General features: G+C 71.4%; 12 protein-coding genes and 2 pseudogenes. 9 read left to right on the top strand and 5 right to left on the bottom strand.

What is annotated here, in order from left to right; translation table 11 throughout:
* Positions 1 to 21: 21 nt before the first annotated feature.
* Positions 22 to 621, top strand: a complete 600-nt coding sequence (locus I8N68_RS23595) for a GNAT family N-acetyltransferase (protein ID WP_307812944.1) — start codon at positions 22 to 24, stop codon at positions 619 to 621.
* 4 nt (positions 622 to 625) lie between these two features.
* On the opposite strand, the gene I8N68_RS23590 is transcribed toward I8N68_RS23595, so the two are convergent.
* Positions 626 to 1,654 (bottom strand): aldo/keto reductase, encoded by a 1,029-nt coding sequence (locus I8N68_RS23590; protein WP_200214236.1) that lies wholly within the window; start codon positions 1,652 to 1,654, stop codon positions 626 to 628.
* A gap of 152 nt (positions 1,655 to 1,806) precedes the next feature.
* On the opposite strand from I8N68_RS23590, the gene I8N68_RS23585 reads away from it, so the two are divergent.
* The 8 genes and pseudogenes from I8N68_RS23585 to I8N68_RS34515 all read left to right on the top strand — a co-directional run.
* Entirely contained in the window at positions 1,807 to 3,264 is a 1,458-nt protein-coding gene (locus tag I8N68_RS23585; RefSeq protein WP_307812943.1) for a hypothetical protein, read from the top strand.
* 86 nt (positions 3,265 to 3,350) lie between these two features.
* On the top strand, positions 3,351 to 3,818 hold the full coding sequence (locus tag I8N68_RS23580; protein ID WP_200214233.1) for an HNH endonuclease: 468 nt from the start codon (positions 3,351 to 3,353) through the stop codon (positions 3,816 to 3,818).
* A 180-nt stretch (positions 3,819 to 3,998) separates the two neighbouring features.
* Positions 3,999 to 4,616 carry a hypothetical protein gene (locus I8N68_RS23575; protein ID WP_200214229.1) on the top strand — a complete coding sequence of 206 codons (618 nt, stop codon included), beginning with the start codon at positions 3,999 to 4,001 and terminating at the stop codon, positions 4,614 to 4,616.
* Positions 4,613 to 7,930 carry a glycosyltransferase gene (locus tag I8N68_RS33995; protein WP_307812942.1) on the top strand — a complete coding sequence of 1,106 codons (3,318 nt, stop codon included), beginning with the start codon at positions 4,613 to 4,615 and terminating at the stop codon, positions 7,928 to 7,930. Before I8N68_RS23575 ends, I8N68_RS33995 begins: the two co-directional genes overlap by 4 nt.
* A 295-nt stretch (positions 7,931 to 8,225) precedes the next feature.
* A complete protein-coding gene (locus I8N68_RS23565; protein ID WP_200214226.1) occupies positions 8,226 to 8,771 on the top strand; it encodes a hypothetical protein in 546 nt (181 codons plus the stop codon).
* Positions 8,772 to 9,085: 314 nt separating this feature from the next.
* Positions 9,086 to 9,229: pseudogene (locus I8N68_RS33105) on the top strand (IS5/IS1182 family transposase); the annotation flags it as partial.
* Positions 9,230 to 10,057: 828 nt separating this feature from the next.
* On the top strand, positions 10,058 to 11,482 hold the full coding sequence (gene rox / locus I8N68_RS23560) for a rifampin monooxygenase (RefSeq protein ID WP_200214475.1): 1,425 nt from the start codon (positions 10,058 to 10,060) through the stop codon (positions 11,480 to 11,482).
* Between the two features lie 244 nt (positions 11,483 to 11,726).
* Positions 11,727 to 11,942 (top strand): annotated as a pseudogene (locus tag I8N68_RS34515) (DUF4158 domain-containing protein); the annotation flags it as partial.
* Here I8N68_RS34515 and I8N68_RS34510 read toward each other — a convergent pair.
* The 4 genes from I8N68_RS34510 to I8N68_RS23535 all read right to left on the bottom strand — a co-directional run bounded on the left by I8N68_RS34510 (position 11,874) and on the right by I8N68_RS23535 (position 13,862).
* A complete protein-coding gene (locus tag I8N68_RS34510; protein ID WP_200214222.1) occupies positions 11,874 to 12,365 on the bottom strand; it encodes a recombinase family protein in 492 nt (163 codons plus the stop codon). The pseudogene I8N68_RS34515 and the gene I8N68_RS34510 overlap by 69 nt on opposite strands.
* 133 nt (positions 12,366 to 12,498) lie before the next feature.
* The gene (locus I8N68_RS23545) at positions 12,499 to 13,143 is read right to left on the bottom strand and encodes a YdeI/OmpD-associated family protein (protein ID WP_234040461.1); all 645 of its coding nucleotides are present in this window, start codon (positions 13,141 to 13,143) and stop codon (positions 12,499 to 12,501) included.
* 64 nt (positions 13,144 to 13,207) lie between these two features.
* The gene (locus I8N68_RS23540) at positions 13,208 to 13,543 is read right to left on the bottom strand and encodes a putative quinol monooxygenase (RefSeq protein ID WP_200214217.1); all 336 of its coding nucleotides are present in this window, start codon (positions 13,541 to 13,543) and stop codon (positions 13,208 to 13,210) included.
* Positions 13,544 to 13,562: 19 nt separating this feature from the next.
* Positions 13,563 to 13,862, bottom strand: a complete 300-nt coding sequence (locus I8N68_RS23535) for a VOC family protein (RefSeq protein ID WP_200214207.1) — start codon at positions 13,860 to 13,862, stop codon at positions 13,563 to 13,565.
* Positions 13,863 to 14,129 lie beyond the last annotated feature (267 nt).

Here is a 14,129-nt window from a genome sequence, read left to right as displayed (position 1 = left end):
GGTGTCGCCTAGAGTCGCCCCGTGCCCCTGCTCATGGGACCCGCGGTGCCGCCCGGATCACTGGCCGCGCTGCCCCAACCCCGGATCACCGCCGACGGGCTGCAACTGCGGCCCTGGCAGCCGGCCGACCGGGCCAGCGTGTTGGCCGGCTACGCCGACCCCGCCATCCGGCGCTGGCACTGCCGCTCGATGACCGACGGCGAGGCGGCGGAGTGGATCGCCGGCTGGCCGCACCGGTGGCGCGCTGAGACCGGCGCCGGCTGGGCGGTCACCGACGCCGGCCGGGTGGTCGGGCAGATCAGCCTGCGCCGGATCGTCCTGGCCGAGGGCCTGGCGGAGGTGTCGTACTGGGTGCTGCCGGCCGCACGCGGCCGGCGCGTCGCCCCCCGGGCGCTGAGCGGGCTCGCCGCCTGGTGCTTCCGGGCGCTGCGGCTGCACCGCGTCGAGCTGTGCCACTCGACGGTCAACGTCGCCTCCTGCCGGGTCGCGCAGCGCGCCGGCTTCGCCGCCGAGGGCACGAAACGCGGCGAGGGCCACCACGCCGACGGCTGGCACGACATGCACCTGCACGCCCGCCTCGACAGCGACGAGGCGGGCGGCCCGACCGGGCCGGCCGGGTGACCGGTCAGCCGGCGGGCAACTCCCGGCCGCGCTGCCGCACGCCCGGCCCGCCGTACGGGTAGTCCGCCACCGGTGGGGCGCTCGCCTCGTCCAGCAGCCGGGTCTCCTCGGCGGTGAGGCTCAGGTCGGCGGCGGTGAGGTTGTCGTCTAGCTGCTCGGTGGTGCGCGCCCCGAGGATCACCGAGGTCACCGCCGGCCGGTCGGCCAGCCAGGCCAGCGACACCGCCGACATCGACACGCCCCGCTGCTCCGCCACCCGACGCACCGCGTCGAGCACCCGCCAGGTGCGCTCCTGCGCGTTGCGCCCGGCGTACGCCTCGACCCCTCGCTCCGGGTCCTCGCCCAGCCGGGTGGCGCCGGTGGGCGGGCGGTCCCGCTGGTACTTGCCTGTCAGCCAGCCGCCGCCCAGCGGCGACCAGGGCAGGATGCCGATGCCCTCGTTCTCGCACACCGGCACGAGCTCGAACTCGATCTCCCGGACCAGCAGGTTGTACTGCGGTTGCAGGGTCACGATCGGGGTGAGGTGCAGGTGCTGGGTGAGCAGGGCGGCCTTCTGCAACTGCCAGCCGGTGAAGTTGCTGACCCCGGCATAGTGGATCTTGCCGGCCCGGACCGCGTCGTCGAAGAAGCGCAGCGTCTCCGGCAGCGGGGTCAGCGGATCCCAGGCGTGCGCCTGGTACAGGTCGACCGCCTCGACGCCGAGCCGGCGCAGGCTGGCGTCGAGCGCGCGGGTCAGGTGCACCCGGGACAGCCCGGCGTCGTTCGCTCCGGGGCCCATCGGGAACCGGCCCTTGGTGGCGATCACCACCCGGTCGCGCACGCCCGGGCGGTCGCGCAGCCAGCGACCGACGATCTCCTCCGACACGCCGGTGGAGTAGACGTCGGCGGTGTCGATGAAGGTGCCGCCGGCGTCGACGAACCGGTCGAGCTGGGCGAAGCTGCCCGCCTCGTCGGTTTCCGCGCCGAAGGTCATCGTGCCCAGACAGAGGTTCGACACCACCGTTCCGGTGCCGCCGAGGGTGCGGTAACGCATGACTTCCTTCCGGTCGTGAACGCCGACCCGCCGATCCTGCCACCGCCGCATCCGGCCCGCAGCGGGGGACGGGACGCTGCGGGGCCGGACCGGATGCGGCAGAGTGGCAGCCGGCGTCCGCGGACCGGCGCCGGACGAGGAGGGCAGTCGCGGTGGAACGCACGAGCGGGGTGGTGTTCCCCATGGTGGACGGCACGCGCAGCACGAGCGCGCTCGGCCGCGCGGTCGTCGCCGACGCCCTGCGCGCCGTCGACCCGGTCGGCGCACGCGCGGCCGAGCACGAGACCAACTGGCGGCACGGCTACCTCGGGCACTTCCGCCGGCTCGTCGAGGCCGGGCTGTTCTCCCGCGAGGCGGCGCTGACCATCGCCCGCGACGGCCTCGCCGCCCTGCACGCGCGGATGCGGGTCGTGCCCGAGGAGGGTCCGGAACTCCCCCTGGACGAGGTCTTCACCACCGCCGTCGGGCAACCGCTGGACACCGCCACCGTCGTCGGCACCGGCCCGGCCGAGCGGGAACTGTCCGTGCCGTACCGGGGGCAGCGGCTGCGCGGCGACGACCTGCGCCGCCGGCTCGACGCCTGGGTCGACGCCGGCGTGATCGAACCGTCCTGTGCCGAGGCGGTCCGCACGGTGCTGGCCAACCCCGACTGGCTCGACCTGCGCGACCAGCGCATCGTGGTGCTCGGCGCGGGCGCCGAGATGGGCCCGCTGCCGTCCGTGCTGCGCTGGGGCGGCGACGTGGTGGCGGTCGACCTGCCCCGCCCGGACATCTGGCGGCGGCTGCTGCGCACCACCCACCGGTACGCCGGGCGCCTGCACCTACCGGTGCCGCCCGGCACGGCCGACGACGACCCGGCGCTCGCCGCCGGGGCCGGCGCGGACCTGCTGCACCGCCTCCCGCAGGCCGCCGAATGGCTGCGCGGCCTGGACGGCCGGCTCGTGCTCGGCAACTACGTCTACGCCGACGGGGCGACCAACGTGCGGGTGGCGATGGCCGTGGACGCGCTCACCCGGCATCTCCAGCAGCACCGCGAGGACGTGGCGTTGGCGTTCCTCGCCACCCCCACGGACGTGTTCGCCGTCCCCGGGGACGCGGTCCGCCACGCCGAGCGGGGCTACGCGCAGCGTGGTCTCGCCCGCCGGTCGCTGCGGGTGCTCTCCGGCGGGCGGCTGCTGCACCGCAACTACCCGCCGGGCGCCGACCCGGGGATCAACGACAGCCTGGTGCCGCAGCAGGGCCCGAACTACGCCCTCGCCAAGCGACTGCAGCGGTGGCGCGCCACCGTGGCCCGCGACGCCGGCAGCACCGTGTCGTTCACGGTCGCCCCGCCGACGCGTACCCGGTCGGTGCTGCGCAACCGGGCCCTCGCGGCCGCGTACGCGGGCGCGCACCGGTTCGGCATCGAGGTGTTCGAGCCGGCCACCAGCAACACCCTGATGGCGGCGCTGCTCGTGCACGCCCTGCGTACCGGTGGCGGCCCGGCCCAGGAACACCCGTGGCAGGACGAGGCGTACCGCGCCGCGCACGGCGGGCTGTGGCGGGTGCCGTACGCCCCGCGCAGCGCCCTCGGGCTGGCCGTGCTGCTCGGCGTCGGCGCCCGCGGCTAGTCCGCTGCCGCCCAAGGCAAAGGTTCCGGCACCGCGGCGGCGTCGGTGGTGGCGCCGCCGCGGCTGACGGCCGCTACGCTGCGGGCGTGCTCTCCGCGGTCACCGGCCTGTCCCGGCACTTCACCGAGGACAGCCTGCGGGCCCACCTGCTCGCCCGCGCGGCACGCCGCGACGACGGCTGCCTGATCGTCCGGGGCTACGGATCCCGGCGCGATGTCCACCAGAAGGTCGCCGGGCGGGCGTGGGCGCACATCGCGGCCTTCGCGGTGTTCGTCGGCGGCTACGACCCCGACCTGGACGTCGACCAGAGCTGTGGTGTGTCGGACTGCATCGAGCCGACCCATCTGCGCCAGGTGAGCCGGGCGGAGAACTGCCGCGACCGACGCCGCGACCACCGGTGCCGCAACGGCCACGAGCGGGAGGTGGACGAGGCGACCGGGCGGTACCGCCGGGTGTGCCGGGTCTGCAACGCCGAGGCGCAGCGGCGGTGGCGGCAGCGACGGTCGGCCGAGGTGGCCGCGGCGCGGGCCGGGTACGGGCGCGGGGACGGCTGAGTGCGGGAGCAAAGAGCCCGGCGCCGCGTCGTTCATCCTTTTTCGCCACTCGACGCACGTCTGTCCGGTCTGATGCCCTTATCAGCGGTATTTCCGGATATTCGAATGGCGAAACATCCGTGGAAGTACCTGACTCCCAAACTAGGACATACGCTGACAAGCTCCTCATAGCCTCGACCGGTGGCCGTTGACATGTCTTTCGATGGGTTGCCCGGACACCCCCCGCACACCCTCCCCGCCGTCCTGTCTCGACCGGCCCAACCGGTGTTCGTCGATGCCACCGGCATCCGTCGCCGCCGGATCCGGCGCGCGGGGGTGCTGTTCGCAGTCGCCTCGCTGGGCTATCTGCCGATGGCGGCGGGCGCCCTGCTCCCCGGCCCCGCCGCGCCGACGCAGCCCGGTCCGCTCTCGGTCGGCGGCACCCAGGGGGACGGGACCGGGGGCCCGCCCGGCGCCGCACCGTCACCACTGGAGGATCCGTATCCGACCCGGGCTCCGGAGCCGGAGGACACCGTGGACCCGGCACCGGATCCGGCCGCCCCGGAAGCCGAGTTGCCGCAGGTGCGGACGGCCCGGCCGTCGCGGGCGCCGGCCGGTCCCCTGCCACGCCGCTCGCCCAGCCGGCCCCCGCTCAGCCGGCCGTCCCCCGAGCCACCGCCCCGGACCACCTCGCCGACTCAGCTGCCGGAGACCTCGACACCACCAGCCGCCGCGTCGCCGACCGGGTCCGCCCCCGCCGGACCCATCGTCGGCCCCGTACCCAGCATGCCTGACCTCGGCCCGGGGGCGACGGGATGATCGTGGCGAACCGCCACCGTCGCGCCGCCGACCCCGCCGACGACCGCCGTGCGGGCCGCCTCGGCCTGCGGGCCGGCCGGTTCGTGTGCGCGTCCCTGGTCATGGTCGTGGTGTGCGTCCTACTGGTGGAGGCGTACGCCAACGCGCGGTTCCGGCCCGACCACGTCCGTGAGGCCGAGGCCCAGGGCACCGTACCGAGCAGCATCCTCGACGGCGGGCCGGTGCTCGACGTCCGGGGCGACCAGGCCCGGTCGTACCGGCTGCCCGCGCGGACCATCGCCCTCACGTTCGACGACGGGCCGGACCCGACCTGGACCCCCCGGGTGCTCGACGTGCTGCGCCGGCACCGGGCCCGGGCCACCTTCTTCGTGATCGGTTCCGAGGTGGCCCGGCACCGTGACGTGGCCCGACGGACCGTCGCGGAGGGACACGAACTCGGCGTGCACACCTTCACCCACCCCGACGTCAGCGTGCTGCCGGGATGGCGGCAGCGGATGGAGTACGCGCAGACCCAGATGGCGATCGTGGACGCGGCCGGTGTCCGGACGAGCCTGCTGCGGTTCCCCTACTCGTCGGTGCCCGGCGCCGTCGACGACGCGAACTGGCCGGTGATCCGGCAGGCCGCCGGCCTCGGCTACCTGACCGTGGTGAACGACCTCGACGGTCGGGACTGGGCCCGGCCCGGGGTGGACGCCATCGTGCGCAGCATGACCCCGGCCGAGGGAGCGGGGGCCGTGGTCCTGCTGCACGACTCCGGTGGGGACCGGTCGCAGACCATCGCGGCGCTGGACCGGTTCATCCCCCTGATGCAGGCGCGCGGCTACACGTTCACCACGATCAGCGACGGGGTGAACCGGGCGCGGCCGGGCACGGCCGGCGTCGTCGGCAACGTCCCCGCGTCGACCGCCGACCGCTGGCAGGCGGCCCCCGTGGTCTGGGCGATCCGGCTGGCGGACCTGATCCTGCGCGGCCTCGCTCTGATCTTCGTGGTGGTCGGGGCCCTCGTGCTGGCCCGCACGCTGCTGCTGCTGGCGCTCGCCCACCGGCTCGCGCGGCGGCGGCGGGCGCACCGGTGGCCCTGGGGCGTGGTGAGCGCACCGGTGTCGGTGATCGTGCCCGCGTACAACGAACAGGCCGGCATCGTCGCCACGGTCCGCTCGTTGGTCGCCAACGACCACCGGGACATCGAGGTGATCGTGGTCGACGACGGCTCGACCGACGGCACCGCCGACCTGGTCGACTCCCTGGGCCTCGACGGCGTCCGGGTCATCCGCAAGCCCAACGGCGGCAAGGCGGCCGCCCTCAACACCGGGCTCCTGTACGCCTCGCACGACATCATCGTGACCGTCGACGCGGACACGGTCTTCGAACCGGACGCGATCCGGCGGCTGATCGAGCCGTTCACCGATCCGCGGATCGGCGCGGTGGCCGGCAACGTCAAGGTCGCCAACCGGCGGCGGCTGCTCGGCCAGTGGCAGCACATCGAGTACGTCATCGGCTTCAACCTGGACCGTCGGTTCTACGAGATGCTGGGCTGCATTCCCACGGTGCCCGGAGCGATCGGGGCCTTCCGCCGCCGCGCCCTGGTCAGCGCCGGCGGGATGAGCGGCGACACGCTGGCCGAGGACACCGACATCACGATGGCGATCCTGCGTGCCGGCTGGCGGGTGGTGTACCAGGACCGGGCCCGGTCCTGGACGGAGGCACCCGCGTCGGTCGGGGACCTGTGGCGGCAGCGCTACCGGTGGAGCTACGGCACCATGCAGGCGATGTGGAAGCACCGCCGCGCGGTGTTCGACCGGGGCGCCTCGGGCCGGTTCGGTCGGTTCGGCCTGCCCATGCTCGCCCTGTTCGGTGTGGCGCTGCCCCTGCTCGGTCCGGTGCTGGATCTGCTCGCCCTCTACGGCCTGTTCTTCCTGGACACGACGAAGACCGCCGTGGCGTGGGTCGCGATGCTGGCCATGCAGGTGGTGACCGCCGCGGTGGCCTTCCGGCTCGACCGGGAGCGGCTGCGCCCGCTGCTGACCCTGCCGTTGCAGCAGTTCGCCTACCGGCAGCTGATGTACCTGGTCCTGGCCCGGTCGGTGGTAACCGCGCTGACCGGCTCCGGGCTGGGCTGGCGCAAACTCAAGCGAGCCGGTGACGTGGCGGACGACGAGGCCGGCGCCGCGTCGCCGACGTCGGGTGGCGCCCCGGACGGGCGCGCGGGCCGGGACCGCTGGTTCGACACGCTGCGGGCGCTCGCGCTCGGCCGGGTCATCACCTACCACATGTTCGGCGCGGCCTGGCTGAGCTTGGCCTTCCCCGCCATGGGCGTGATGTTCGCGCTGGGCGGGTCGCTGATGGCCAGTTCGCTCGACCGGTCGCCGCAGCGTGCGGTCAGCAGCCGGCTCCGGCGCCTGCTACCGGGGCTGTGGGCCCTGGGCGTCGTGCTGCTGCCCCTGATGGTCTGGCACGGCTGGTCCAACCGGCCGGCCTGGCTGGCGCTGCTGACCTGGCTCGTCCCGGTGGTGCAGCCCCCGGGCAGCGAGTGGGCGGCGGACGTCACGGGCGTGCTGTGGTACCTGGTGACGTACCTGTGGTTCGTGCTGCTGTCCCCCGCGGCGCTGGCGCTGTACCGGCGCTGGCCGGTGTGGTCCCTGGCCGCCCCGCTGGCCGGCGTGATTCTGCTGCAGACCGCGGCACCGGAACTGAACGGGCCGGTGGGGTCGGTGCTGACCGACCTGGCCACGTTCGGCGCCTGCTGGCTGCTGGGCTTCGCGCACCGCGACGGTCAGCTGCGGCGGCTGACGCTGCCGTCCCTGTTGGCCCTGGCTTCCCTGTGCCTGGCGATCGCTCTCGGCTGGCTCGTCACCCACCCCGGGGCCGGGCTCGACCTCAACGACATCCCGGTGGCGCAGGCGTTCTGGTCTCTCGGGTTCGTGTTGCTGCTGCTGCGGGTGCGCCCGCCGATGACCTGGCTGGCCCGCATCCGGCCCCTCGACCGGCTGGTGGCGGCGCTGAACAGCCGCGCGCTGACCATCTATCTGTGGCACAACGCCGCGATCGTGGTCTGCTTCGCCGTCGCCGACCTGACGGGCGTGTGGCGGCTCGGTCAGCTGGGCGACCTGATGGTGGCCCTGGTGATCCTGGCCGGCCTGGTGCTGGCCCTCGGTTGGATCGAGGACCTCAGTGCCCGGCGTCCGGCCCGTCTCCTGCCCTGGTCCCACCAGCCGCGGCCGATCGGGCGGGAGCGGGCCCACCCGTCGCCGCGTCATGCCACCGTCGGAGCCCCGGCGGATGTGCGGCAGCAGGAGGTGACGGCGGTTCGCTGAGAATGCATTTCCGATCTTCCCATATAGGCCATAACTTGTTCAATCTGTCATATAATTGACTCACGATAGCGAACGCGCCCTGACTCGACGTACCAGGGGCGTCCGCCCGGACACCGCCCACGACGCGGGCACCGTCCGGTGAAAACAAGCCGCCGCCGCGGCCCGGTCGGACACCGACACGATCCGGCCGAGCCGCCGCCGGCTAAAGACGGTGATTGGGGTGATCACCGCGGCCGGCACGGGCCTCGCCCTCCTACGGGCCCGTGCCGGCCACCCCCGGCAAGGGACAGCGACCGTGACGTCACGGCGGTGCCGAGCGTCTTGGCGCCTGACCCCCTACCAGCTCAGGAAACGAGAGGACATGGTGATGTGGCACCCGCCAACACCGGCGGAGCAGGAACTGTGGAACGCCGTGGTTGCCGCGGTCCGCGCGGCCAATCAGACGGATCACGCCGGTTTCGAGGCGGCGGTCGGCCGCCTGTCGCGGCTGCCCCAACCCTGGGCTCACCAGGTCCTCAAGGACACCGCCGGGCTGCTGGTCGACGAGCTCGATCCCGACGGGCGCGACCCCGGGCCGCTGTTGGCGGCGCAACTCGACCAGCGCCCGGTCTGGCTGTCGAAGCTGGACAGGAAGTTCCTGCCGGGGAGTCGCCACGCGTCGCCGGGCGACCTGCCGGGCGAAGCCGAGAACATCCGGTGTCGCCTGCTCCTGATCGCTCGCCTGGCGGACGCGGCGCAGGTCGGCGTCGGAGCGTTCCTCGACGTGGCGCTGGCCAGCAACGGCAGCCGGACCGGCAGGCCGCCCGCCGGCTCGGTCCCGCACTGCCGCACCGGACGATGACGACGTCGCCGCAGCCGGTCAGGGTGGGACGGAGTGGCGCCTGGGTGGCGCGGCAGCAACGACTGTCCTCATGCCGGCCAGAATACCGACAACAGAGTAGTAACGGGGCCTAAACGGGACATAGCACGCGGGCCTCTCGTCGCTGGGTAGCCGGATGCGCTCGCCGCCCTGCCGTCGTCCTGGGCCCGACCCGTGCCGGCACGATGGTCACCGCCCGCCGGCGCGCATCTGGCCCTTCCACCGGACGCTGGCCAGCGCATGTCGCTGATTGCGGGAGGTCAGGGTCGTCCTGAAGGGCCCTGCGGTAAGGCAGGGAACTCGGGTTCGGCTCGGGCATGACCTGCTGGCGGCGACTGGCGGAGTGGCACGCCGCAGGCGTGTGGCAGCGTCTGCACGAGGTCCTGCTTGCCGAGTTGCACGCCGCGGGCAAGCTCGACTGGTCCAAGGCGGTGATCAACATCCCTCGCACCGCCCCTGGAGCCGCAGGCCATTCCATCTACACCAGACTGCATCCTTATGCACAAGAACTGTCATTATGGTGCACTACCCTTATGGACCGTTTGTCCGCTTCTTTTGCCGTATTGCTATTACCGGTAATCTGCTAATGAGCCAACGGTTCGACAAGGCGACGTGGCGCCCCCGCGGCGACTACCGGGTCGGTGTCGCTTCCCAACTGAGTTGGCGAGTTGGCCCGCCGCGGTGGAGAGAGGTTGGCGAGTTCTCAGTCGACCTTGGCGGGAGCGGCACGACGGCCTGGCGGCGGCCCGCGGGCATGGTGTTCACCGATCCGCCGCCGTTGATGGACGGCGCCGAGCGGTTGGGTGATCCGCTGGCCACCCTGCCGCAGCGCCTACCGAGATCCGGTCCGCATCGGGGCCGCCAGGATCAGACCGTCGACCGTGACCGGGACCAGCCGGGCCGCCACGCCGGATTCGCCCCGCAACCGCACGGGCCAGTCCGGAGTCGTGATCACGTGGCGGGGAAAGGACTGGACGGGATGATGCTCAGGCTTGTAACTTGCAGTTGCCCGTGACACCGCCCGAGGAGGTGAGACCCATGAACGCTGTATCGATGTGGGTGCTCCCCCTTCCTGTCACGGTCGGGCGATTGATGTAGGTGTCGCCGGGAGCGCCTCGCCAACAAGGCACTCCCGAAAGGCAACACCTGTGCACTCTCTGCAGTTCACCGCCGAGCCGTCGTCGACCGATACGGTCGAGCGCGACTCCACCGTGGGCGACGTCCCCGGACTCCCATCGCCGGCCTCCGGCACCGATCGCGCGCCCCTGATGTTCGACGTGATCATTGCCGGGTGCGGGCCGACTGGTGCGATGCTGGCCGCCGAACTGCGGCTGCACGATGTGCGGGTACTCGTCCTGGAGAAGGAAACCGAGCCCGTGTCGTTCGTCCGCATAGTCGGTCTGCATATTCGCAGTATCGAGCTGATGGCAATGCGCGGGCTGCTGGAGCGCATTCTCGAACGCGGAAGACAGCGTCCGGCCGGCGGCTTCTTCGCCGCCATCAACAAACCCGCGCCCGAGGGCCTGGATTCCGCGTACGCCTATCTGCTGGGCATCCCGCAGCCGGTCATCGTTCACCTGCTCGAAGAACATGCGATCGAACTGGGTGTGCAGGTCCGGCGCGGTTGTGCGGTGGCCGGTTTCGAGCAGGACGACGAGGGTGTGACCGTCGAGCTGGCCGACGGGGAACAGCTGCGTTCGCGCTATCTCGTCGGCTGTGACGGCGGGCGCAGTACAGTGCGCAAACTGCTCGGCGTCGGCTTCCCCGGCGAGCCCTCGCGGACCGAGACGCTGATGGGCGAGATGGAAGTGGGGGTGCCGCAGGAGGAGATCGCCGCCAAGGTGACCGAAATCGGTGAGACCAACAAGCGATTCTGGCTCCGGCCCGCAGGCGTTGGGGCATATAGCGTCGTAGTCCCCGCCCCGAGAGTCAGCGATCGTGCGGAACCGCCCACTCTCGAGGATTTCAAACAACAGTTGCGCACCATCGCCGGAACCGATTTCGGCGTGCACTCCCCGCGCTGGTTGTCTCGCTTCGGGGATGCCACCCGGCTAGCCGAACGTTATCGGGTCGGGCGGGTGCTGCTGGCCGGCGATGCGGCACACATCCATCCACCCATCGGCGGACAGGGCCTCAACCTGGGCGTTCAGGACGCATTCAACCTCGGCTGGAAACTGGCCGCACAGATCCGCGGCTGGGCGCCGGAAACCCTGCTGGACACCTACCAGGCCGAACGTCATCCGGTCGCCGAGGACGTGCTGGACAACACCCGCGCCCAGATGGAACTGTCGTCCGCCGAACCGGGCCCGCAGGCCGTGCGCAGGCTGCTCACCGAACTGATGGACTTCGACGAGGTGAACCGCTATCTGATCGAGAAGATCACCGCGATCGGCATCCGCTACGACTTCGGCGCAGGCCCCGACCTGCTCGGCCGCCGCCTGCGCGACATCAACGTGAAACAGGGTCACCTCTACGGTCTGCTGCATCGCGGCCGCGGCCTGCTGCTGGACCGCACCGAACGCCTGACCGTCGGCGGCTGGTCAGACCGGGTCGATTACCTCGCGGATCCCACTGCGGTACTGGATGTTCCGTGCGTCCTGCTACGCCCCGACGGCCACGTCGCCTGGATCGGCGACGATCAGCACGGCCTGGACGACCACCTCTCCCGCTGGTTCGGCAAGCCCGCCAACTGATGTCGCCTGAGCAGTGGTCATCCCGCATATAGGGGCCGCCGTAGTACGCGCCGAAAAACCAACGGATATGGCTGACCAGCGCTGATACTCGCTTGGCGGGGTCGACGCTGGTCGTACTGATGATCTCCGCTACGTTCATGCCGTTTGCCGGTCTGGCGTAGGGGTGTGCGATGGCGACGCGGCTGTTCTCCGATGATCAGTCGGAGCGGTTGCGGTCGTTTCCGGACATCGGCAAGGACGAGCGATCCGGTTCTTCACGCTGACCTCAGCGGACGCGGCGTTCGTCGACCCAGGGCGTGGACGCGGGCCGGCCGACCGGCTGGGCCTGGCCGTGCAGCTGTGCACGTTGCCGTGGCTGGGGTTCGTGCCGGACGAGGTATGTACGGCGCCATCAATAGCGGTGGCACGGCTGGCCGGCCGGTTGGGGATCGACCCGGGCGTTGCCGGTTACGGCGAGCGGCCGCAGACCCGCACGGATCATCTGCGACTGGTCACCGACTACCTCGGGTGGAAGACCGCCCCGGCCGGAGGAGTTCCTTACCGGCCGGGCGATGGAGCACGACGCGCCGACGACGCTGTTCAGCTTGGCGTGTGAGTACCTGATCGCGACGCGCACCGTCCGCCCGGGTGTGGTGACCTTGATGCAGATGGTGGTGTCCCCGGCCGTCATGAAGTCCAGGCACGCGGCCAGCTCAGGCCGGTCGCTGTCGCGCCCGGACTTCTTCTCCGCGAAGATGCGCCGGCAGCCAGCGGCCTTAAGCGCGTCGATCTGACGCTCCAGCTTCTGCCCGCCGGTGGAGACCCGGGCGTAGCCGATCCGGATGTGGGTCAACACCGCCGGCTCGGCGGCGAGCAGCTCCGATGGTTCCACAGCAGGGGTCATCCCGCGATGCTCTCAGGAAGCGGCGTCATCGACGTTTTTGCACACACCGGTTTGAAGGAGTTTTTGAAGGGCTTCCGGCACTCTTTGATCTTGATGAAGGGATCTTCAAGAAACGTTCGTTATCTGAAGATCATTAGTCATGCCCCAGTTCCCGCTCAGCCCGGGTCAATCGTGTCCTTTGGTCGCTGAGGGTGCGTTTCTGCGGATGGACGGTCTCACCGCGGGCGAGCATGGCGACGAACTGGGCGATGCGGCTGGCGCGGGTCTCGCGACGTTTGGCGCTGGTGACCCGGTACAGGACGGAGTAGCGGTTCTGAGAGGTGAGGATGTCGAACATCGCCTTCGCCCGGGGTTCCGCAGCAAGCGCGGCGGCCAGATCATCGGGTACGTCGGCGCTTGCCTGCCCCGCGTAGGCCGCCTCCCAGCGACCGTCGGCCTTGGCGCGGTCGACCTCGGCCATGCCGGACGGATGCATCCTGCCCTCCGTGATCAGCCGGGTGACGATGGCAACGTTGCGAGCCGACCATGGACTGCGTGTCCGGCGGCGGGTGAAGCGTTGGCGATAGGTGATCTCGTCACGGCGTTGTACCTGGCCATCGATCCAGCCGTGGGCCAGGGCTTCGTCAAGCGCCTGATCATAGGTGAGGCTGGTGGGTTGGGTCGTACCCCGCTTGGCGAGCACCAACCACACCCCGATCGGGCTGTCGTGGTGCTCGCTGAGCCACTCCCGCCACGCGTCGGCGTCAACGACGGTCAGTTCCTGTTGTTCACCGCTCAAGGGTCGAATCCTCCGTCCGGCGCGGGTAGGACACGCGGCCGATCCGCCGCCGGTCGACGCGTGGTCACGCGGCACCGCCGAGCCCGACCCCGCCGAGCGGGACAAGGTCGACGCGGTGCGGTTTTTCGGTGAGCATGGCCAACACATCGGCGATGCCCACGGGGGCCGTGGCGGTGCGGGCAGCGTCGAGCGCGCTGCGGGCTGAGGCCTCGTCCGCCCACACCTCCACGATATGGATGGTGTCCGGATCCACACGATCCTGGCTGATCAGATACACCTCGCAGCCGGGGAAGTCGCGTAGACCCGCCGCGACGCTGAGCATGGCGGCGGCCAGTTCATCCCCTCGCCCGGGCTGGGCCTTCATGGTCATCAATCGGCCTGTCCTGGATCCGGCACTCATCGCCCACTCCTCGGCATGATCAGATGCTGGTGGAGATGCAGAATGGGTGACCGGCGGGGTCGATCAGCACGCGCCACCGGTCCGGCTGAGGCTGGGTCAGCGGCTCGGTCGCGCCAAGCGCGAGCAACTCGGCCTGCGCCGTGTCCAGATCATCAACGCCAAGATCGAGGTGGGCTTGCTTCGGCACCTCAGCCTGCGGCCAGGTGGGCCGCTGGTATCCCTCGACCCGGACGAAGGCGATGACCGGTTGGCCCGCGTGGCCGAGGGCGACGAAGTCATCGCTGGAAAAGAGTACGGGCAGGTCTAGTGCGGTGTCCACTAACGTTCACCGGGTGTGCGGTGGGTGTTGTGGATCCTCGCCGTGGGGGCGAGCGACTCCCCACTGGTTGGTGGGGCGGGCCTCCGCGGGCCAACTGATCCTCGCGCCGGCCGGGGTGGGCGGCGGGGGTCACGTCGGGACCGGCCGGCACCGGGTAGGTGTCGGCCGGCTCGACGGTGCATGACCACCTCCGGCAGCACAGCGGCTGTCGGGGTGGTGGATCCGCCGCCCGGAGTACGGGTGGCGATGCTGGCCGCCGCAACGAGA

Source organism: Micromonospora coerulea, assembly GCF_016598485.1.
In the GTDB taxonomy this organism is placed as follows: domain Bacteria; phylum Actinomycetota; class Actinomycetes; order Mycobacteriales; family Micromonosporaceae; genus Micromonospora; species Micromonospora coerulea.
The sequence above is the reverse complement of the archived record's forward strand: the minus strand, read 5'-3'. Positions and strand labels throughout refer to the sequence as shown.

What these genes read in the sequence shown, in the direction of transcription:
- I8N68_RS33995 (WP_307812942.1), top strand. Translation starts at nt 4,613, where the DNA reads ATGATCGTGGCGAACCGCCACCGTCGCGCCGCCGACCCCGCCGACGAC.
- I8N68_RS23590 (WP_200214236.1), bottom strand. Translation starts at nt 1,654, where the DNA reads ATGCGTTACCGCACCCTCGGCGGCACCGGAACGGTGGTGTCGAACCTC.
- I8N68_RS34510 (WP_200214222.1), bottom strand. Translation starts at nt 12,365, where the DNA reads ATGACCCCTGCTGTGGAACCATCGGAGCTGCTCGCCGCCGAGCCGGCG.
- I8N68_RS23540 (WP_200214217.1), bottom strand. Translation starts at nt 13,543, where the DNA reads ATGAGTGCCGGATCCAGGACAGGCCGATTGATGACCATGAAGGCCCAG.
- rox (WP_200214475.1), top strand. Translation starts at nt 10,058, where the DNA reads ATGTTCGACGTGATCATTGCCGGGTGCGGGCCGACTGGTGCGATGCTG.